Raw genomic sequence first — 20,131 nt, forward strand, 5'->3', positions numbered from 1 at the left:
TATAGATAAAGAAGTAGAAAAGGCAGTCCAACAGATAGATGAGAATAGATATGATATGGAGCTAGTGAGATATGGAGTAAAAGATATAGTAAAAGTAGGCTATGTGTTTGATGGAAAGAAAGTAATAAGTAATATATAATTTGTGGAGATATGATTCTCCACTTTTTTATATAAAAAAACCTGCAAACATATGCTCACAGGTTTATAACAATCTAATTAGAAGTTTTTAGGTTCAATCATGAAGTACGCTCCAGGGTGTTTACATACTGGGCATAGGTTTGGAGCTTTTTTACCATAGTGAATATGTCCACAGTTCATGCACTCCCAAGCTACCTCTTCATCTCTTTCAAATACCATATTTTCTTTTATATTTTGTAATAACTTTCTATATCTATCTTCGTGTCTTTTTTCTATCTTTGCAACACCTTCAAAAGCTCTAGCTATATCGTCGAATCCCTCTTCTCTAGCTTCTTTAGCGAAAGTTGCATACATATCTGTCCACTCGTAATTTTCACCTTCAGCAGCATCTAAAAGATTATCTATTGTAGAAGGAACTTCTCCACCTTTTAATAGTTTGAACCATAATTTAGCATGCTCTTTTTCGTTGTTTGCAGTCTCTTCAAATATCTTAGAAATTTGCTCATATCCATCTTTTTTAGCTTTAGAAGCATAATAAGTATATTTATTTCTTGCTTCAGATTCCCCAGCAAATGCAGTCATTAAGTTTTTTTCAGTTTTACTTCCTTTAAATTCCATAGTTAACCTCCTCAAATTACTAATTTTTTTCTAAATTTGTAATGCTTACAATTATGATATCACTTTTATACTTATATGTCAAATATTTTTTTACATATAGGCTAGTATATCTTTAGTACACTTAACCTTTTCTCCTTTTTTTATTCTCTCTAGTAGTAATTTTTTCTCTCTAATTGGAAGTATATTACTAAATACCCCCTCTTGCTCTATTGAAAAATTATCAATGATTTCAATATTGTTAGGAATATCATACTCATCAACAATCTTATTAAAATTAGATAGCTCCAAGTTTTTATTTGATATAATTAAGGCTCTTTTGTTATCTAAAAGAGAGTAATCAATCTCTTTATCAATTATATAGAAACTATATCCCTCTATGAACTCATCAGATATATCTAGAGTGTTAAGTAATCTTTGGTTAGGGGTTGAATCAGTAATATATACTACTCTCTCTTCTAAGCTTTTATAGTAAAGTGAGATAGTTTCAAGTATAGTATTGATCCCCCTTCCTTTAGAAGCCACTAATACACTATTTTTTTTCTCTTTAAATATAGAGGCTAGAGTCTTTTTCTGTATACTATTGTAATTGAATTCCCCTATTAGAAAATTTTTAATATCTCTAAATAACTCATTTTGCTTAATTGAGTATGAGTTAAATTCATAATCTCTATCAATAACTAGATGTATATTGTAGTTTTCCTCTTTTAATATAACATCTTTTATTGTAACTTTAAATTCATAATTATAGTTTTTTCTTAACTCCAGAAGAAGATAGGAAGTTTGATTATCCAATGTAGTTAGATAGTTCCTATTGTGAGTTAGATCCACCTCATTATCTTGATATACAAGTTTCAAATCATTATTATCAAGTTTTTTTCTAGTGTAGATAACAGTTTCTAGTGGAAATACACTATTATATAGGTTGTAGTATTTTTCAATGTAATTTTCTTTGATCTGCGGGAGTTGTATATCTTCAATATACATCTTATATTGGTATCTATCTTTATATACCTCCAATTTTAATTTAAAGGCTATATCAACCTTTGTAAGAGTAACGATCTCATTAAATATATCCTCACTATTAAACCAGACACAGTTTTTGATCTCCATATTATCCTTTTTTACATTGAGCATAATATGATTTTTCTCTTTTCCAATAGCTCTAACACCAGATATCTCACAATCTCTCAATACAAATAGTGGTGATGGATTTCCAAAACCGAATGGTTCAAGAGTAGAGATCTTCTCTAAAAAGTCATAGGATATCTTATAGGCTGGGATAGATATATCTATCTTAACAGGTTTGATAAGAGAGGTTTCAGAGATTGTATTTTTAGCATATTCATTTATTCTCTTAGAGAACTCCTCAATCTTATCAATCTCAATAGAAAAACCAGCAGCTCCAGCATGTCCACCATATTTTACAAAGAGCTCCTTCATTGAGTTGAGAGCTTCGATTATATTAAATCCCTCAATACTTCTACAAGATGCAGTAGCTATCCCCTCATCTTTTTTTATCTCCATAATGATGGTAGGCTTATAGTATCTATCTAAAATTTTTGAGGCAACTATACCTATAACTCCATGATGAAAGCCTTCCTCTGCAACTACTAGCACACTATTTTCAAAGAGTTTTTTACTCTCTATCTTGTGTGTAGCTTTTTCTAAAATTAGCTCTTGAATCTCTTTTCTCTCACTGTTTTTAGTAAGTAACTCATCAATTATTTTGCTACATACTCTATGATCTTTTTCAATGAATAATTCCACTGCTCTTTTGGCATCTTCTAATCTACCAGCAGCATTGAATATAGGGGCGATTATAAAGCCAATATCATAGGTTGTAAATTTTCTAGTTTTGTAATCTTCAAAAATTTTCTTAATTAGCATACTGATACCTAATGAGTGACTTCTCTTAAGTTTCTCCATACCAAATTTTGTAAATACTCTATTCTCTTCCATCAGAGGAACTATATCAGCTACTGTACCAATAGCTACAATATCTAGATATTTAAAGATCTCCTCTCTCTTTCCTAGTTTTTCAAAAAGAGCAAGCATTAGCATAAAAGCAGTACCAACTCCAGCTAGAGATTTAAAAGAAAATTCATTATCTATTCTTTTAGGATTTATAACAGCAAAAGCTGGTGGATTTCCGTTGTTGATTTCGTGGTGATCAGTTATAATCACATCAATTCCTAGAGAGTTAGCTAGTTCTATCTCTGAGTGTGAAGAGATTCCACAGTCAACAGTAATTATTATTTTACCCCCTTGAGAAGCTATATATCTAATAGCATCTTTATTCAATCCATACCCTTCATCTCTCAATGGTATGTAGTATTTAGGTATGAAATCTAGTTCACTTAGAGCAAGATAACAAAGGGAAGTAGAGGTGATTCCATCTACATCATAATCTCCATATATCCAGATCTCTTCACCACTTTCTTTAGCTTGTATGATTCTCTCTATAGCTTTATCCACATCTTTTAGAAGTGATGGAGATTGTATATTATCTAAAGATGGATTTATAAAACTATATATCTCCTCATCTTTAGTTATGTTTCTGTTGTTTAATAAATTAAGAATATCTCTATCAATATTAAGTTTAGAGTTGGAGTTTGACTCCATATCTCTATATATCCATCTAGTATTTCTCATAGTTACTCTCCTTGTTAAAAATTGTATAATCTTGTATAAAAAATATAGGTAATGAAAAGGTTTTGAAGAAAGAATCTCTCCTCTGGCTCTATAATAGAGGCAAGGTTAATATCATTAGTATAATCAAAATAGATTCTCTTCAAATACTCATCTCCATAGATATAGGCTATCAAAGCTTTGATATTATTTCCCTCATATTTATCTAGGTATGTTTTTAGGATCTTAACTCCCTCTTCCATATTTCTATCCACATTGAAATAATCAAAGAATATAGTGGGATTTTCCTCATAAGGTATATTCATAATACCAATTTTAGATCCATCAGAGATATGATAGGGATTAAAACCAGTAATCTCATGTATAATAGTATAGACAAGCTCTTGAGGAACTTGGTATTTTTTAGAATACTTATCAATTATATTGCTATAATAAAGAGGAAAGTTGTATTTAATAAGTCCTCTATATTTAGAAAACTCTCCTAAATGTTTTTTTGAGTTTCTAAAAGCTAATTCATAAAACTCACCATTTTCCAATATGGTTGTGATAGCAAGAGCTGATTTGGTAGTATGATTATCCATAAAACTACTTTTTTCTACTGCAACTTTTAATATAGCTCTATCTCTCAGTTTCGATATTTTTGAAATCTGCTCAACCTCTGCAATATCTCCAACCTGTAAAAAATTGTCAGGAAGAGTTTCAAAATTATTAATTATATTAGTAGAAAAATTAAAAAGGTTGGCTAATGAGTTTAAAGATATTTCAGAGTAATTTTCATTTAAGTTGTTAAAATATAGTCCAACATAGGAGTTTGGATATTTTTTGCTGATAGCCTCAACAGCACGATTAAGATTTTTTGTATCTTTCAAAGCAAAATATGAGATAGCTGCCATAGAGTCAGTGATTATATTTTTATTTTGAATTTTTTTCAAAGCATTGAGAGCTTCAGGATAATCCTCTAGTGAAAAATAGATACTAGCTATATAGAAATTTGCCTTTGAAAAATACTCGCCACTCTTTATATTTGAGAAGAGATAGAGTGCTCTAGAGAAATCACGATTTTTGTAGTAAGTAAGTCCTCTATAGAAATCGTATAGATCCTTTAATTGAGAATCATTCTCACTGGTAATAGCTAGAAGTTTCTCTTGAGAATGAGAGTCTAATAGAAGTTTGAGGTATGAACTCATAACTCTTTCTCTCTCTTTTTCTGTCAGAGTATTTTTCTCTAAAATTAAAGTATAGAGTTTTTCCTCATATCCATACTCTTTTTTAGAGTGAAAATAGTTTCCTATTTTTAAAAGCTCATCAGTTGTAAAATTATCTACAACTGAAAAATCATAGTTAAATTTTAATCGTAATTTATATTCATCTTTAATAGATATTTTACTTAGAATAGTTAAAGCTTCCTTCTCATAATAAGCTATAAAGGGGTAATATACATCTGAATCAATCATTTTTAGATAGAGGGTTCCCTTTTCAATATTTCCAATTTTGAATAGTGAATCTCCAAGGGCAAAGTTTTTTTCAGCTAAAAAGTGAATATTCTCTACTTTGAAGTTTTCACTGATAAATATTTCTGGACTAGAGACTACTTTCTCTAAAAAATATGCAGAATTTTCATAATCTTTTAGCTGATAGTAGTTCATACCAATATAGAAATATGGATAGTTGTTATCAAATATATCAGATTTAGAAAAGCTTTTTAAAAGTGCTTCAAAATTGAGTTTTGCCTCATTAAAGTTTTTATTGTAATAAGCATCTTTTCCATTGAGAAAAAGAGTGTAGTCATCATTAGATTGTGAAAAACTATTTATAAACAGAGTTAAAAAAATAAATAGAGTAAAAATTCTTTTCATAATACACCTCGACAATATACTTTCTTATATAATTATCTCAAAATAACAAAAAAATGGCAATCTATTTTCTAAAAAAACCTTGAAATTATTCATAAATTATAAGATAATTAAATTGAACATTTATATTTTATAGGAGGTGAAATTTTGGGAAAAATAAAGATATTAGATGAGTCTGTATCAAATATAATAGCAGCTGGAGAGGTAGTGGAAAATCCAGCTAGTATGATAAAAGAACTGTTGGAAAACTCTTTAGATGCAGAGAGTAAGAGTATAAAGATAGAGATAAAAAATGGTGGTAGAGATGTTACAATCACTGATGATGGAGTAGGAATGTCACAGGAGGATCTTCTACTTTCAATAGAGAGACATGCAACAAGCAAGATAAAGGAGAAAGAGGATCTTTACAACCTTTATACCTATGGATTTAGAGGTGAAGCACTCTCCTCTATTAGTGCTGTATCAAGATTGACACTCTCTTCTAAAACAGAGGCTGATGAGTTGGGAAGTCAGATAACAGTATTGGGTGGAAAGGTAACGAGTTTAAAGAGTATACAGAGAAATAAGGGAACTACTATTGAGATAAAGGAGCTTTTTTTCAATACTCCAGCTAGATTAAAATTTTTAAGAAAACCAACAACTGAATATCTAAATATCAAGGATATCATAATCCAAGAGGCACTATCTAATCCAGAAGTGGCTATATCTTTGATAATTGATGGAAAGGAGAGTATAAAAACTTCTGGAAATGGGATAGATAATGCTATTGTTGAGATATTTGGAAGAAATGTTTTGAAAAATGTAAAAAAATTTCCATTGGGATACTTGGGAAATGGAGCTTTGTACAGAAGTAGTAAGGACTCTATATTTACATTTGTCAATAATAGAATGGTGAAGTCTAAGATAATAGAGACAGCAGTAATAGACGGATACTATACAAAGTTGATGAAGGGAAAATATCCATTTGCAATAGTATTTTTAGAGGTAGATCCTAAAAATGTAGATGTGAATGTACATCCTTCTAAAAAAGTGGTAAAATTTGATGATGAGGATAGAATATATAGGTATGTTCTAAATGAGATTGAAAAAAGTTTTGAAAGAGATGATGAGTTTGTATCGCCTACTTTAGAGGAGAAAATTGAAAAAGATGAGAAAAAATATCTTGATTTTTCAGAGTTTGAGAGATTTACTCCAATGAAGGCAGAGCCACAGAAAATTCTTGAGATACCAGTAGAAGAGAAAATAGTGGTAGAAAAAGAGGAGATTAGCTATCCAGTAGAGGAGAGAGAAGAGCCTGAAGAAGTAGTGGAAAGTGTAAAAGAACCTCCAGTTAAATATGAAAAAATTGAGAAAACTGAGGAAAAGCTACCTAAAATTGAAAAAGATGAGAAAAAACCGGAGAAGAGAGAGATAAACTTTAAAGTTATGGGGCAGGTTTTTGACACCTTTATTTTAGTGGAGAGAGATGGTGTTTTTGAGATCTATGATCAACACATTGTACATGAGAGAATCCTGTATGAAAAATTAAAAAAACAGTATTATGGGACAGAGGTTAGTATGCAACAACTACTTGTTCCAGTAAGGGTTTTAGTTGATCCAAGAGAGAAAGAGATAATCTTTGAAAATAGTGAGAATTTTTTAAAGGCAGGATTTGAGATAGATAGATTTTCAGATAATGAGATTTTGATAAGAGCAATACCGATAATTGATCTGAGAGATAGTATTGAGAATATATTTAGAAATATTTTAAAAAATATTAAGGAGAATAGAAATCTAGATATAAGAGAGAGCATCTTGATCTCAATGTCTTGTAGAGGAGCCATTAAAGCCAATGAGAAATTGGAGATTTCAGAGATGGAGAAGATAATAAGAGAGTTGCATGAGATAGGGGAATACACCTGTCCTCATGGAAGACCAATAATTGTAAAGATAACAAGAGATGATCTAGAAAAACTTTTTAAAAGGAAATAAGGAGAGTAGATTTGAATATTAATATCGTTTGTATAGGTAAGGTAAAGGATAAATATATAATTGAGGGAATAAATGAGTTCTTGAAAAGAATGCAATCTTTTGCTAAAATGAAGATAGTAGAATTGAAAGAGGATGGGAATGATAGCAACAGAAATATGTCGATAGAGAAGGAATCTGAAGATATATTAAGGAGCTTAGAAAAATTAGGTGGATACAATATACTGCTTGATATTCAAGGAAAGAATTACTCATCTGAGGAGATGGCACAGGAGATAGAGAGGATAACTGTAAAAGGAGATAGTACAATAAATTTTGTAATAGGTGGTTCTTATGGAGTGTCACAAAGAGTGAGAGAGGCTAGTCAAATGAGACTTAGCTTTTCAAAGATGACATTTCCTCATCAGTTGATGAGATTGATACTTACTGAGCAGATATATAGATGGTTTAGTATAATAAATAATGGAAAATATCATAAATAAAGGGAGGAATAATTATGTATTCACAGGGAGAAACTTTTTATTACAATATAGATGATGAGGAGTTTGAATTAAGCGTAGTTGAAAATATATCAATGAGAGATAAGGAGTATATCATAGCAGAGGATTATGATGGAGAGCTTCATGTATTTGATTATGATGAAGATGAGGAGGAGATCTATCTTATGGAGGACTCAGATGCTATGGAAGTAATAGAGTTCTGGCAAAATGAGTATCTTGATGGTGAGGATATTGGAGACTATGAAGATGATGAGTACTATGATAGAGAAGATGAAGAGTACGGGGATAGATACGACAATGAAGATTATTATGAAGATGATGAAGAGGAATATTATTAATGAGTAGATTTATTATAAAGAATACAGATAGTTATGGAGAAAAGAGTTTTGAAAAGGTTGAGGGAACTCTATCTCAAGAGAATGGGCAACTGATATATAGATATAACAGTAGATTGGGAGAGTGTGAGTTAATAGTAAGTCCAAGAAGAGTTATCATATCTAGAAAAGGAGAGGTATCTGCTATTATAGATGTGGATCTAGATAGAGTGACAGAATTTAACTATGTTACTAAAGAGATGAGAAAGCTATTTAAGATACAAGGGGAGAAGATAGAAGTAGATGAGATGAACTCTATTGTAGAATTTTCTTATAAGATCTTTGAGGGTAACGAGGAGTTAAATAGAATAACTATAGGAATAAAGAGTTACTAATGGAGGAGATATGAAAAACTATATTTTTCTAAGTTTAGTACTACTTTTAAGCAGTTGTACTAATTTAGATAACCTAAAGGGAAGTTTATCAGAGAGCAGTATAGAAAAACCATGGAATAATGTAGGTGAACTAAAAGCACAGAGTATCATATTAAATAGTTCAGCACCTTCAGGAATATTAAGTGATATATCAACAAGTCTAAAGAGAGGTTATGTAAGAGAGTACAATTCCACATATAGAAATAATTATGAAGTATATGTAGGGGATTATGTCTCTATACCTTTGGGAATAGGTGAGGATAGTTATAACGTTCTTTATTCACCATTGGGTGCATCATATGAGATGGAGATAAAAGATGGAAAACTATTTTTCAGAGGGATATATCAGGGAAATTATGAGGTAAATATCTATTCTGGAGGTTCATTTAGTAGAAAGATAGCTATTCAAAATAAATTAAAATATGAGTTTACAGAGCAGAATAACTATGAGGTTATTTTACAAGAGTATAAAACAGGAAATTTAAAGGGATTAAGTGATAGTGTAGCTGTACACAGAATAGCATTCCCTAATAGTTTTAGAGATAAGGAGATCTCTTTTATGCTGATTGAATTGGCAGGAAAAGATGGAAATGCTAAGATTATTAAAGATGAGATAGATTTCTTACAGAGATACACAAAGTTAGATGAGTATGACAAATTAAATATAGTTAACTCATTGAAGATGATCCAAGATAAAAACTTTATAATAAGTTCAGCTCTACTTGAGTATAAGAGATCAGCAACAAATTTAAACCAAGAGATAGCTGGATTAATTATGAACAAGAATAAAAATACACAGGAAGAGATAATCTTTTTAGAGAAGATGTATGAAACTACTCCAGATGAGACAATGGGAAATTTTATAGGAAATTGGTATATAAAAAATGGAAATCCAATAAAGGGAGCTAGTTACTTAAATAATGGTGGAGAGAATCCTGTTGATATGGGTACTCTAAATTCTGAAATAAAGGATACTAAAGTTGAAGAAAATGCACCTGTTGATCTAGAGGCACAGAATTATACTCAATATTTAACTTTTTTTGAAGATGGAAAGAAAAAATTTAATAAAGATAATTATGTAGAGGCTATTATTTATTTTGAGAAAGCTTTAGGATTAAATAGGGAGTATATTGAACAAAAAGATATATATTTCTATATGGGAGAGAGCTATTTTAAAACAGGTAACTATTCAGAAGCTGTAAATTATTTCAAAAAATCTCTAAATTTAGAAAAAAATGATGAAAAAAAAGCAGAAATATATTATAATATAGGAATAGTGTATGATAAACTTGGAGATAAGGAGCAAGCTGTAAACTATCTAACATATATAAGACAGAATTACAAGAACTCATCTTGGAGTGTAAAAGCTAGTCTATATCTTTTACAGCAGATGCAGCAATATCCAACAAAATAAGCATATTAAACAACTTAAATAGAAGGAGAGAGTACCTATGGAGAGATATTTTGATAGGATCGCCAGTGACAGTCTTGTCATGGAAAAATGGAAAAGAGTCGAAGAGTTAAAAGAGATGGGGATAAAGCCATTCGGAGAGAAGTTCGATAAGAAAAATATGATAGGGGAGATTTTAACTCATACTCCAGAAGAGGAATTAACATTCAAAACTGCTGGAAGAATAATGGCATATAGAGGAAAAGGTAAGACAGCTTTTGTTCATATAGAGGATATAAGTGGAAGAATACAAGCTTACTTAAGACAAGATGAGTTAGGAGAGAAAAACTACGAGCTTGTTAAAAAGATAGGTGTAGGAGATATCATAGGAGTAGAGGGAAGACTTTTCCTTACTTCAACTGGGGAGTTAACTATAAGAGCTAGTGTTGTAACTCTATTATGTAAAAATATTAGAGCATTACCTGAGAAGTTTCACGGACTTACAGATATAGAGACTAGATATAGAAAAAGATATGTAGACCTTATAATGAATAGAGATGTAAGAGATACATTTATAAAAAGAACAAAAATTATATCGGGAATTAGAAGAATATTAGATGGTAAAGGTTTCTTAGAAGTAGAAACTCCATTGATGCACCCTATTTTAGGAGGAGCAGCAGCAAGACCATTTATAACACACCACAATACACTAGATGTAGATTTATATATGAGAATTGCTCCAGAATTATATCTAAAGAGATTAATTGTTGGTGGAATGGAAAAAGTGTATGAATTAGGAAGAAACTTCAGAAATGAAGGTATGAGTACAAGACACAATCCAGAGTTTACAATGATAGAGATGTACCAATCATATGCTGATTACAGAGATATGATGGACTTAGCTGAAGAGATCATAAGCACATTAGCTAAAGAGGTTTTAGGAACTTCAACTATCACTTACAATGGAAAAGAGATTGTATTAGAGAACTTTAAAAGAGTTCATATGGTAGATTTAGTAAAAGAGGTAACAGGAGTTGACTTCTGGGATAAAAATATAACATTTGAAGAAGCAAAAGCTCTTGCAAAACAACATCATGTAGAAGTACCTGATCACATGAATACTGTAGGACACATAATTAACCAATTCTTTGAGGAGAAGTGTGAAGAGACAATAGTACAACCTACTTTTGTTTTTGGACACCCAGTAGAGATCTCACCTCTTGCTAAGAGAAATGAAGAGGATCCAAGATTCACAGATAGATTTGAGTTATTTATAGATGCTAGAGAGTATGCTAATGCTTTCTCTGAGTTACAAGATCCAGCAGACCAAAGAGGAAGATTTGAAGCTCAAGTGGAAGAAGCTGAAAGAGGAAATGACGAGGCGACTCCAGTAATTGATGATGACTTCGTAGAGGCATTAGAGTATGGATTACCACCTACAGGAGGAATGGGAATAGGAATAGATAGACTTATCATGTTATTAACTAACTCTGAGTCTATAAGAGATGTATTATATTTCCCTCAAATGAAACCAAGAGACTAGATTTACTATTTATTAACTGAATAGAATAAAGATAGTTAAAAAGGAGAATATTTTACTTTAGGTAAAATTTTCTCCTTTAAATTTTTTAATAATATTAAGGAGCAAAGGATGTTAAGAGAATTTTTACTGATTTTTATTGTAAATTACATAGGTGTTGTTTTGTCAGAAGTATTACACCTACCAATTCCAGGAACTATAAGTGGAATGTTACTTCTATTTTTACTACTTCATTTCAAGTTTTTAAAACTTACACATATAGAGAAAGCTGGGAATTTTTTGCTCTTGAATATGACAATATTCTTTCTTCCTCCAGCAGTAAGTCTATTAGAAAATATATATTTACTTAAAACAGGATTTTTGAAAATAATATTTTTAGTAATATTTACAACAGTGATAACAATGGTAATAACAGGAATTACAGTACAGTATTTAATAGAGAGAGGAGAGAAGAGATAATGCAGGAGATAGCAGGTAATCCATTATTTGGAGTGATAATCAGTCTAATTGCTTTTGAGATAGGAAAATTTATATTTGAAAAAACAAAGTTGGCAATTTTTAATCCACTTTTAATAGCAACATTGATTGTTATGGGAATTTTAAATTTCTTTCATATAAGTGTTAAAGACTATATGTTAGGTGGAAGTTTAATAGTATTTTTTCTAGCCCCAGCCACTGTTGTTTTGGCTATTCCACTGTATCAAAAAATAGACCTTCTAAAAAAACATTGGGTACCAATAATAGGAGGAGGGATAGTAGGAGCAGTAGTTGCAATAGTTTCAGTTGTAGTATTGGGGAAATTCTTAGGAATAGATCACAAACTATTGGTATCATTTATGCCAAAATCAATAACTACACCAATAGGGATAGAACTTTCAAAGATGTTGGGAGGTATTCCCTCTATTACAGTTTTTGCAATAGTTGTAACAGGGATCACTGGAAATGTAACAGCTCCATTTATCTACTCTGTATTTAAGATAAAACATCCAATAGCAAAGGGATTGGGATTGGGAGTATCCAGTCATGCTGTGGGAACAAGTAGAGCTATAGAGATGGGAGAGATAGAGGGAGCTATGAGTGCTTTAGCTATTGTAATAGCTGGGATACTTACCATTATTCTAGCCCCCCTTATAAATGCTTTTGTTTAAAATTTTATATCCATAATGATATTTTCATCTAAATCCTTGATAGTAAAAGTTTCTTCATCAAGTATAGCAAAACTATTTTTACTGCTATTTTTAGGTAGAGATATAGAACCCGGATTGAAAAAGTATCTATTTTCAATTTTTTCTATCATTGGAATGTGAAAATGACCATATAGTAAGATATCTCCTTCACTCATAGGAAGGGGATTTTCTTTATTATAGATATGTCCATGAGTTATATATACTCTCTTTTCTCCAAGATAAAGAAGGGCATAGTCACTCATAATAGGATAATCTAAAACCATTTGATCCACCTCACTGTCACAGTTTCCTCTCACAGCAATAATCTTATCTTTATATCCATTCAATATTTGAATAACATCTTTTGGAGAGTAATCCTTAGGTAGAGGATTTCTAGGTCCGTGGTAGAGTTCATCTCCTAAAATAACCAATTTGTCATAATCTCCCTTTTTAAAAATTTCCATAACTTTTTCTAAATAATATAGTGAACCGTGAATATCAGATATAATAAATAACTTCAAAATTTCTCCTCCAATTACATTTTTTATAAATATTATATATAGAATACGAGGATAAGTCAACTTGAGTGATAGAGAGCTTCATAAATAAGTGTTGCTTTTTGTTAAATAAACAAATATAATATACATGAGTTAATAAGTCAAGAATTATTTAAAAGATAGATTTTACTCAAAAATTAATGATAAAAGGAGATTTAAAATGAAAAAATTTTTATTTAGTATATTTTTAGTTTTGATCATTGCAACTCTTTTTGTTGGTTGTAGTGGAGAAAAAAACAGTAAAAAAGATACATTAGTAGTGGGAATGGAGTTAGCATATCCACCATTTGAAACAAAGGATCAAAATGGTGAAGCTACAGGAATAAGTGTTGATTTCATAAAAGAGTTTGGAAAATATATAGGTAGAGATGTGAAAATTGAAAATATTGCTTGGGACGGATTGATACCCTCACTTCAAACTAAAAAAGTAGATTTGGTTATCTCATCTATGACAATAACAGATGAGAGAAAAGGAATAGTCGATTTTTCCAATCCATATGCTAACTCTCTATTGGGAATGTTAGTAAATAGAGATGGAAAGGTAAAAACTGTAGAAGATCTGAATAAGAGTGGCGCAGTTATAGCTGTAAAAACAGGATCTACAGGCTTTTTATATGCTCAAAAGTATTTAAAAGATGCTCAAATAAGATCATTTCCAGATGAGAGTGCATGTGTGACAGAGGTAGTTCAGGGCAAGGCTGATGTATTTCTATATGATCAATTGACTATATATAGAAATTGGCAAAATAATAAAGAGGTTACAGAAGCTATTTTTATACCGTTTCAAGAGGCTGAAAAATGGGGAGTAGCTTTTCCTAAAGGAAATGAAGAGTTAGTTATAAAAATGAATGAGTTTATAGAGAAATTCTATTCAGATGGTGGGTTTGAGAGATTGTCAGAAAAATATCTACCTGAGGAGAGAAAAGCTTTTAAAGAGTTGGAATTTCAGTGGTTCTTCGACCTAAAGAATGGTGAAAATAATGCTTAGAAGAGTTTTTTTTAGTACTGAAAAGGAGAGGGACTCACTAGGTAAAATTATAGTAAATATTGTAATTTTAATCGGAGTCATTGGAATAGGAATCTACTATTCATTAAAAAAAATAGGACTAGAGTTGGACTTTAGTTTTGTAAAACAGTTTCAAGGTAGAATTTTAGATGGATTTTTACTGACTTTTTATATAAGTATAAGCAGTTTTGTATTTAGTTCCCTAATAGGAGTAATAGTTTTTCTATTTCAGAGAAGTAATCTCATTATATTGAGATACTTTAGTCTGTTATATGTAAAATTTATCAGAGGAACACCATTAATTATGCAGATTTATCTATTTTTCTATATAATAGGTACGGCTTGGGGAATTGACAATCGTTTTGTAGCAGGAGTTTTAATTTTATCCATTTTTGAAGGGGCATATATAGCTGAAATCTTAAGAGGGAGTTTTGAATCCATTGATAAAAATCAGATTGAAATTGCTAGAGCAATAGGCTATACTAAAAAACAGACAATAAAATTTGTAATCCTTCCCCAATTGATAGTTCAAACTATCCCAGCTTTAACAGGACAGTTTGCTTCAATAATAAAGGATTCCTCTCTACTTTCTATAATAGCTATAATAGAGTTAACTCAAACTATGAGAGAGATATCTTCATTGAACTTTAAACTTTTTGAATGCTATATATTATTAGGAGTTTTATACTTAGTATTTACTCTACCTCTTTCATATATTAGTGAAAAATTGGAAAGGAGATTTAAATATGAGAATTAAATTACAAAATATATCTAAAAAATTCTCAGATAACAATATAATTTTAAATGGAATTGACTTTGAGGATGATGTGAAATCACTTGCTATAATAGGACCATCAGGGGGAGGAAAATCCACTTTTTTAAAGATTATTGCTGGGTTGATAGAGCCAACAGATGGAAGTGTGGAGATAGATGGAAAAGTTTTAAATTTTAATGAGAATGAGCTTTTGGAGTATAGGAGATCTATAGGTTTTATATTTCAGCAAGAGGGCTTATTTAAACATATGACAGTTTTAGAAAACATTGTAAATCCACTTGTAAATGTACATGGGTATGAGTTGGAAGAGGCAAAAGAGATAGCTTTAAAATATCTGGAAAGATTTGGACTACAAAATGAGATAAATAAGAGACCAGCAGAACTTTCTGGAGGACAAAAACAGAGAATAAGTATTATAAGAGCAATAACGTTCAAACCTAGATTTTTACTTTTTGATGAGCCAACTTCAGCTTTAGATCCAGAATATACAGTGGAAGTTCTAGATGTTATTAAAGAGTTGAAATCTGAAGGAATAGATTTTATAATAGTAACCCATGAGATGGGATTTGCAAGACATGCTTGTGATAAGGTATGTTTCCTCTACAATGGTGAGCTTTTGGAATATGGAGAGAGTTCTAAAGTTTTTACCAATCCAGCTACACCAGAGTTGAAAAGATTTTTAAGCAAACTTCTTGAATGGAATGTTTAAAATTATTTAGAAATAAAAAAGTTGATTAACTTTAGCTTTAAAACTAAGGTCAATCAACTTTTTTTATAAAGTTTTTATGAAATTACTATTTAATAAATCCACCAAGTTTAGGAAGATACATTGAAATTGCTGGAACATATGTAACTAACATTAGAACAAATATTATTACTCCATAATATTTTATCAATTGTCCCATTACATCTTCTATTTTTAATTTACCAACTTTAACTCCTACAAATAGAGTATTTCCTACTGGTGGAGTTATATTCCCTATACAAAGATTGAAAACTATTATTATTCCAAAATGTACTGGACTCATTCCAAAAGATTTTACTATTGGTAAAAATATTGGAGTGAAAATTAGTATCGCTGGAGTTACATCCATAAATGTTCCAATAAAAAGTAGTAATAGATTCATTAACAGTAAAATTAGGTATTTATTACTTGTCAATCCTAAAATAAGATCTGAGATTGCTTGAGGAACACCTGTGAATGCCATTACCCAAGACATTATAGTTGAAACTCCTATTAGAAATACAATTATTCCAGTCATTTTAGCACTTTCAGAAAAAATATTGATCAGTTGTTTGAATGTTATAGTTCTATAGAATAACATTGATAGAAGTAGAGTATAAACAACTGCAACAACTGAACCCTCTGTAGGTGTAAATATTCCTTTAATAATTCCACCAATGACTATTATTATTAGTGCTAAAGATGGTAAAGCATCTATAAAAGTAGCCACTACAACTTTAAGTTTAAAGTTATTAGTTCCCTTCATTCCTTTAGATTTACATAAATATAGAGTTAGAATCATGCATCCTAATCCCCATAGTATTCCTGGAATATATCCTGCCATAAATAGTGCTGCTACAGATGTTCCACCACTAACTAATGAATACACTATTAAAGAGTTTGATGGTGGAATCAAAAGTCCTGTAGGAGCACTAGCTATATTAGCAGTAGCACCTAATTTTTTATCATAACCTTCTTCCTCTTCCATTGGCAATAAAATTCCACCCATTGCAGCACAGGCAGCTGTAGCTGATCCAGATATTGCTCCAAACATCATATTTGCTAGTATATTTGTTTGCATTAATGAACCTGGAATTCTTCCTGTTAATGATTGGGCAAAGGCTACTAATTTTTTAGCTATTCCACCTTGATTCATTATATTTCCTGCTAATATAAAGAAGGGAATTGCTATTAAAGTGAAGTTAGATATTCCTGAAAAAATTCTTTGAGCACCTGTTACTAAAGTATTATCAAAAACTAGAGAGGGAAGTATAGCTAATATAGAAGACACTCCTATACTTATAGCAATTGGAAATCCTAATAATAAAGTTACTATTAAGACAACAAACATTATTAAAGCTGTTGTAAATACCATCTATTATACCTCCTCTTTCAATCTAATAAATAGATCTCTTATATTTAAAATACTGTATATTGAAGTTATTATTCCACAAGTTGGAAGTACAGAGTATACATATCCCATTGATATTCTTAGAGCTGGAGATATTTGTGTCATAGTTAACTCTGTTATTGCTTTTCCACCACAAACTAATACCCCAAAAGCAAATAATAAGATTACAATTTCACATAGAATAGCAATATATAATTGTGTTTTCTTATTAAATTTTTCAACAAAAAACACCATACGCATATGATCTCTTTTTCCAAAAACATATGATGCAGCAAACATTGACATCCAAGCAAAAGAATAAGATATTAACTCCTCTGAAATTGTACTAGGATCTTTAAAAATATATCTTACTGATATTTGATAGGTTCCCACTGCTGTCATAAACATGAATAAAACAACACAAATAAAAAGAATTAATTTATCTAAACCATTTCTTAAATTTTCCATTATTTATCCTCCTTCATCTGTTTTCCTATCTTTTGTATCTGTTCATAGATAGGTTTTAATTTAGGAGTAGCATCTAGGATTTCTTGATGAAGTGGAATTACTTTTTCTTTAAATAAAGCTACATCTGGATAGATAAATTGTACTTTCATATCTTTTTCAGCATGTATTTTAGCTTTTTCTACAGAGTCTTCCCAAGCATCTCTTTGTACCTTTGAGATTAAAATAAAACCTTCGTTAAAAATTTCTCTCTCTTGAGAAGAAAGGCTATTTAAGAATTTTAGATTTCCTATTAAAATATCAGGAACCATTTGATGCATATTGTATGAATAGAATTTTGCAACTTCTCCATGTTTATTACTTGTCAAAGCTAGTTCATTATTTTCAGCACCATCTATAACACTTTGTTGTAAAGCTGTGTAAACTTCTCCAAATCCCATAGGAGTAGCTGCTCCGCCAAATAGATCCATCATTCTTATATTAGAAGCACTTTGTTGTACTCTGATTTTTAAACCTTTTAAATCAGCTGGAGTTTTTATAGGTTTTTTAACTGTATAAAAGTTTCTTGTTCCAGCATCTAACCAAGTTACAGCTTCAAATCCTGATTTTTCCGTAGAGGTAAATATTGGTTCAATTAATTCTTTATTATCCATAACTGTATGATAGTGTTCTGGGCTATCAAATAGATATGGAAGATTAAATATTTGATAGATATTATCAAAACTTTCTAAAATAGCATTACTTGCTACAGCAAAATCTATTGCTCCTGTTTGAGTTAATTCAACAGTATTCACTTGTGATCCAAGCAATTCATTTGGAAATATTTGAACGTCATACTTATCTCCAAGTTTATTTTCGATAAATTCTTCAAAAGCCATTAATCCTATATTTGTTGGGTGATCTTGTGCTTGGTTATGTGAAATTCTTATTATTCTTTTATTTTCTTCTTTTCCACAAGATGTTAGAATTAGAGCACAAATCACTAGTAAGGTAAAACTCAAAAATGATCTTAATTTTTTCACGGTTATCCTCCTAATCTTACTTTAAGTATTTTTTTAGAGTATTATTTACTGCTTCTGGTCCTACTAACATTTCTACAAAATATTTTTCTACTGTTTCTGCCAATCCTATCTCTTCTAGATCAACACCAAAAATCATTTTATTTTTTAGGATCTCCCTAAGTTGTCCTTGATATGTTTCTGGTTTACCAAATTCAATTCCTGATAATTTTTCTTGTAACATTGTTAACATTGGGTCAGGACTAATACTTCTTTGACAACCATTATCATCTATACCTAATAGGTATCTAAACCAACCAGCATAAACTAAAGGAATATATTTTATATCTGAAATATTTAACTCTTTACTATCTAAATATGCTTTTAAAGTTTCTCCATATCTTATTCCAACTTTTTGAGAAGTATCTGTTGCTATTCTCTCAGGTTGATCTGGAATATATGGATTTGCAAATCTTTCGTCGATTACCTCATCTATAAATGCTTTTGGATCCAATATTTTTGGTGATTCGACTACTTTTAAAGCTTCACCATACCCTATATTTTTAATAAGTTTATTAAGTAACGGATTAGATACAGCACTATAAATAGTTTTTTCATTCAATAGGCATCCATATATTGCTAATGCTGTGTGTAAAGGATTTAGACAAGTAGTAACTTTCATTCTCTCTGTCTTATCCACTGTATCTCTATCTGTTATATAAACTCCTGCTTCTGATTCTTCCAATTGAGGTCTTCCATTAGGAAACTTATCCTCAACAACAAAATATTCAGCTTCTTCAGAGTTTACAAAAGGTCCAGAATAAGTGTTTTTACTAGTTACAACTATTTCCATATCTTCAAGACCTAATTTTTCAAGATATTCTTTAACTACTTCTGCTGGTCTAGGAGTTATCTTATCTATCATTGATACAGGGAAACTCACTTTAGATTCATCTTCTATATATGCTATAAAGTCTTTATCTACATAACCTTTTTCTAACCAATGATTAGCTATATCTTGAACAGCAACTTTTATTCTTTCACCATTTCCAGCACAGTTATCCATACTAACTATAGCAATAGGAGTAGCTCCGTTTTTAAATCTTATATTCAATAGATTTGTTATTATACTCATTATGTGTTTTGCTTTTGAAGGTTCATTTTTAAAATCTTCTTCTACGATACTCATATAGCTTTTATCTGGAGTTTTAAGGTTATATCCCTTTTCTGTTATTGTAAAACTAATCATTTGTAAAGTTTTAGCCTTAACTATTTCTTCCAGTTTTTCCATATCAGTTTCAACTTTTAAAGATTCTACAATACTTCCAATTAATTCAGTTGAAAAATCCCCATCTTTTGATAGTCTTACTGATAATGTTAAATTGTCATATGGTTTATATACTTTATCAATGATTTCATTATCAAAACTTTCAGCAACAATTATTCCAGTATTTTCAAGACCTTTATTCAATAGATTTTGTTGCATTTTTCCAACATAAGCCCTAAATATATTTCCAGCACCAAAATGTAACCATTTTGGTGCTTCCATTGTATTTTTCTTGATTTTTTCTATGTCATATATTGGAGCTTTTATCTCTTTTATTTGTTTTATTTCTGCTAAATTATTTAAACAAAGTTTCATATTA

General features: G+C 30.4%; 19 protein-coding genes. 11 read left to right on the forward strand and 8 right to left on the reverse strand.

Going from position 1 to position 20,131, the window contains the following annotated elements:
* Positions 1 to 216 precede the first annotated feature (216 nt).
* The 3 genes from rbr to QZ286_RS05765 form a co-directional block, all read right to left on the reverse strand.
* Positions 217 to 756, reverse strand: coding sequence for a rubrerythrin (gene rbr / locus QZ286_RS05755; protein ID WP_291256019.1), 540 nt, complete (start codon positions 754 to 756; stop codon positions 217 to 219).
* A 90-nt stretch (positions 757 to 846) separates the two neighbouring features.
* Positions 847 to 3,408 (reverse strand): single-stranded-DNA-specific exonuclease RecJ, encoded by a 2,562-nt coding sequence (gene recJ, locus QZ286_RS05760; RefSeq protein WP_291256020.1) that lies wholly within the window; start codon positions 3,406 to 3,408, stop codon positions 847 to 849.
* 14 nt (positions 3,409 to 3,422) lie between these two features.
* Entirely contained in the window at positions 3,423 to 5,261 is a 1,839-nt protein-coding gene (locus QZ286_RS05765) for a transglycosylase SLT domain-containing protein (RefSeq protein ID WP_291256021.1), read from the reverse strand.
* Between the two features lie 144 nt (positions 5,262 to 5,405).
* Here QZ286_RS05765 and mutL point away from each other — a divergent pair, with 144 nt between their 5' ends.
* The 8 genes from mutL (at position 5,406) to QZ286_RS05805 (ending at position 12,552) form a co-directional block, all read left to right on the forward strand.
* The gene (gene mutL / locus QZ286_RS05770; RefSeq protein WP_291256022.1) at positions 5,406 to 7,229 is read left to right on the forward strand and encodes a DNA mismatch repair endonuclease MutL; all 1,824 of its coding nucleotides are present in this window, start codon (positions 5,406 to 5,408) and stop codon (positions 7,227 to 7,229) included.
* A gap of 11 nt (positions 7,230 to 7,240) precedes the next feature.
* Positions 7,241 to 7,708 (forward strand): 23S rRNA (pseudouridine(1915)-N(3))-methyltransferase RlmH, encoded by a 468-nt coding sequence (rlmH, locus tag QZ286_RS05775; protein WP_291256023.1) that lies wholly within the window; start codon positions 7,241 to 7,243, stop codon positions 7,706 to 7,708.
* A 14-nt stretch (positions 7,709 to 7,722) separates the two neighbouring features.
* The gene (locus QZ286_RS05780) at positions 7,723 to 8,064 is read left to right on the forward strand and encodes a hypothetical protein (protein ID WP_291256024.1); all 342 of its coding nucleotides are present in this window, start codon (positions 7,723 to 7,725) and stop codon (positions 8,062 to 8,064) included.
* On the forward strand, positions 8,064 to 8,435 hold the full coding sequence (locus QZ286_RS05785) for a DUF1934 family protein (RefSeq protein WP_291256025.1): 372 nt from the start codon (positions 8,064 to 8,066) through the stop codon (positions 8,433 to 8,435). The genes QZ286_RS05780 and QZ286_RS05785 overlap by 1 nt, the downstream gene beginning before the upstream one ends.
* Before the next feature lie 10 nt (positions 8,436 to 8,445).
* Positions 8,446 to 9,888, forward strand: a complete 1,443-nt coding sequence (locus QZ286_RS05790; RefSeq protein WP_291256026.1) for a tetratricopeptide repeat protein — start codon at positions 8,446 to 8,448, stop codon at positions 9,886 to 9,888.
* Between the two features lie 37 nt (positions 9,889 to 9,925).
* Positions 9,926 to 11,407, forward strand: a complete 1,482-nt coding sequence (gene lysS / locus QZ286_RS05795; RefSeq protein ID WP_291256027.1) for a lysine--tRNA ligase — start codon at positions 9,926 to 9,928, stop codon at positions 11,405 to 11,407.
* 108 nt (positions 11,408 to 11,515) lie between these two features.
* On the forward strand, positions 11,516 to 11,863 hold the full coding sequence (locus tag QZ286_RS05800) for a CidA/LrgA family protein (RefSeq protein ID WP_291256028.1): 348 nt from the start codon (positions 11,516 to 11,518) through the stop codon (positions 11,861 to 11,863).
* The gene (locus tag QZ286_RS05805) at positions 11,863 to 12,552 is read left to right on the forward strand and encodes an LrgB family protein (protein WP_291256029.1); all 690 of its coding nucleotides are present in this window, start codon (positions 11,863 to 11,865) and stop codon (positions 12,550 to 12,552) included. The genes QZ286_RS05800 and QZ286_RS05805 overlap by 1 nt, the downstream gene beginning before the upstream one ends.
* On the opposite strand, the gene yfcE is transcribed toward QZ286_RS05805, so the two are convergent.
* On the reverse strand, positions 12,549 to 13,091 hold the full coding sequence (gene yfcE, locus QZ286_RS05810; RefSeq protein WP_291256030.1) for a phosphodiesterase: 543 nt from the start codon (positions 13,089 to 13,091) through the stop codon (positions 12,549 to 12,551). The genes QZ286_RS05805 and yfcE overlap by 4 nt on opposite strands.
* A 196-nt stretch (positions 13,092 to 13,287) precedes the next feature.
* On the opposite strand from yfcE, the gene QZ286_RS05815 reads away from it, so the two are divergent.
* From QZ286_RS05815 to QZ286_RS05825, 3 genes are read left to right on the forward strand one after another with little or no spacing between them, the layout of a single operon-like run.
* Positions 13,288 to 14,115, forward strand: a complete 828-nt coding sequence (locus tag QZ286_RS05815; protein ID WP_291256031.1) for a transporter substrate-binding domain-containing protein — start codon at positions 13,288 to 13,290, stop codon at positions 14,113 to 14,115.
* On the forward strand, positions 14,108 to 14,890 hold the full coding sequence (locus QZ286_RS05820; protein ID WP_291256032.1) for an amino acid ABC transporter permease: 783 nt from the start codon (positions 14,108 to 14,110) through the stop codon (positions 14,888 to 14,890). Before QZ286_RS05815 ends, QZ286_RS05820 begins: the two co-directional genes overlap by 8 nt.
* The gene (locus QZ286_RS05825) at positions 14,880 to 15,617 is read left to right on the forward strand and encodes an amino acid ABC transporter ATP-binding protein (protein WP_291256033.1); all 738 of its coding nucleotides are present in this window, start codon (positions 14,880 to 14,882) and stop codon (positions 15,615 to 15,617) included. Before QZ286_RS05820 ends, QZ286_RS05825 begins: the two co-directional genes overlap by 11 nt.
* 85 nt (positions 15,618 to 15,702) lie before the next feature.
* On the opposite strand, the gene QZ286_RS05830 is transcribed toward QZ286_RS05825, so the two are convergent.
* Genes QZ286_RS05830 through QZ286_RS05845 form a run of 4 tightly spaced genes read right to left on the reverse strand, consistent with a single transcriptional unit; the run spans position 15,703 to position 20,127 of the window.
* Entirely contained in the window at positions 15,703 to 17,007 is a 1,305-nt protein-coding gene (locus tag QZ286_RS05830) for a TRAP transporter large permease (RefSeq protein WP_291256034.1), read from the reverse strand.
* Between the two features lie 3 nt (positions 17,008 to 17,010).
* Entirely contained in the window at positions 17,011 to 17,490 is a 480-nt protein-coding gene (locus tag QZ286_RS05835) for a TRAP transporter small permease (protein ID WP_291256035.1), read from the reverse strand.
* Positions 17,490 to 18,509 carry a TRAP transporter substrate-binding protein gene (locus QZ286_RS05840; protein WP_291256036.1) on the reverse strand — a complete coding sequence of 340 codons (1,020 nt, stop codon included), beginning with the start codon at positions 18,507 to 18,509 and terminating at the stop codon, positions 17,490 to 17,492. The genes QZ286_RS05835 and QZ286_RS05840 overlap by 1 nt, the downstream gene beginning before the upstream one ends.
* Positions 18,510 to 18,525: 16 nt before the next feature.
* Positions 18,526 to 20,127, reverse strand: coding sequence for a mannitol dehydrogenase family protein (locus tag QZ286_RS05845; protein WP_291256037.1), 1,602 nt, complete (start codon positions 20,125 to 20,127; stop codon positions 18,526 to 18,528).
* Positions 20,128 to 20,131: the final 4 nt, after the last annotated feature.

The sequence above is a fragment of the Fusobacterium sp. genome (assembly GCF_019012925.1).
GTDB lineage: Bacteria > Fusobacteriota > Fusobacteriia > Fusobacteriales > Fusobacteriaceae > Fusobacterium_A.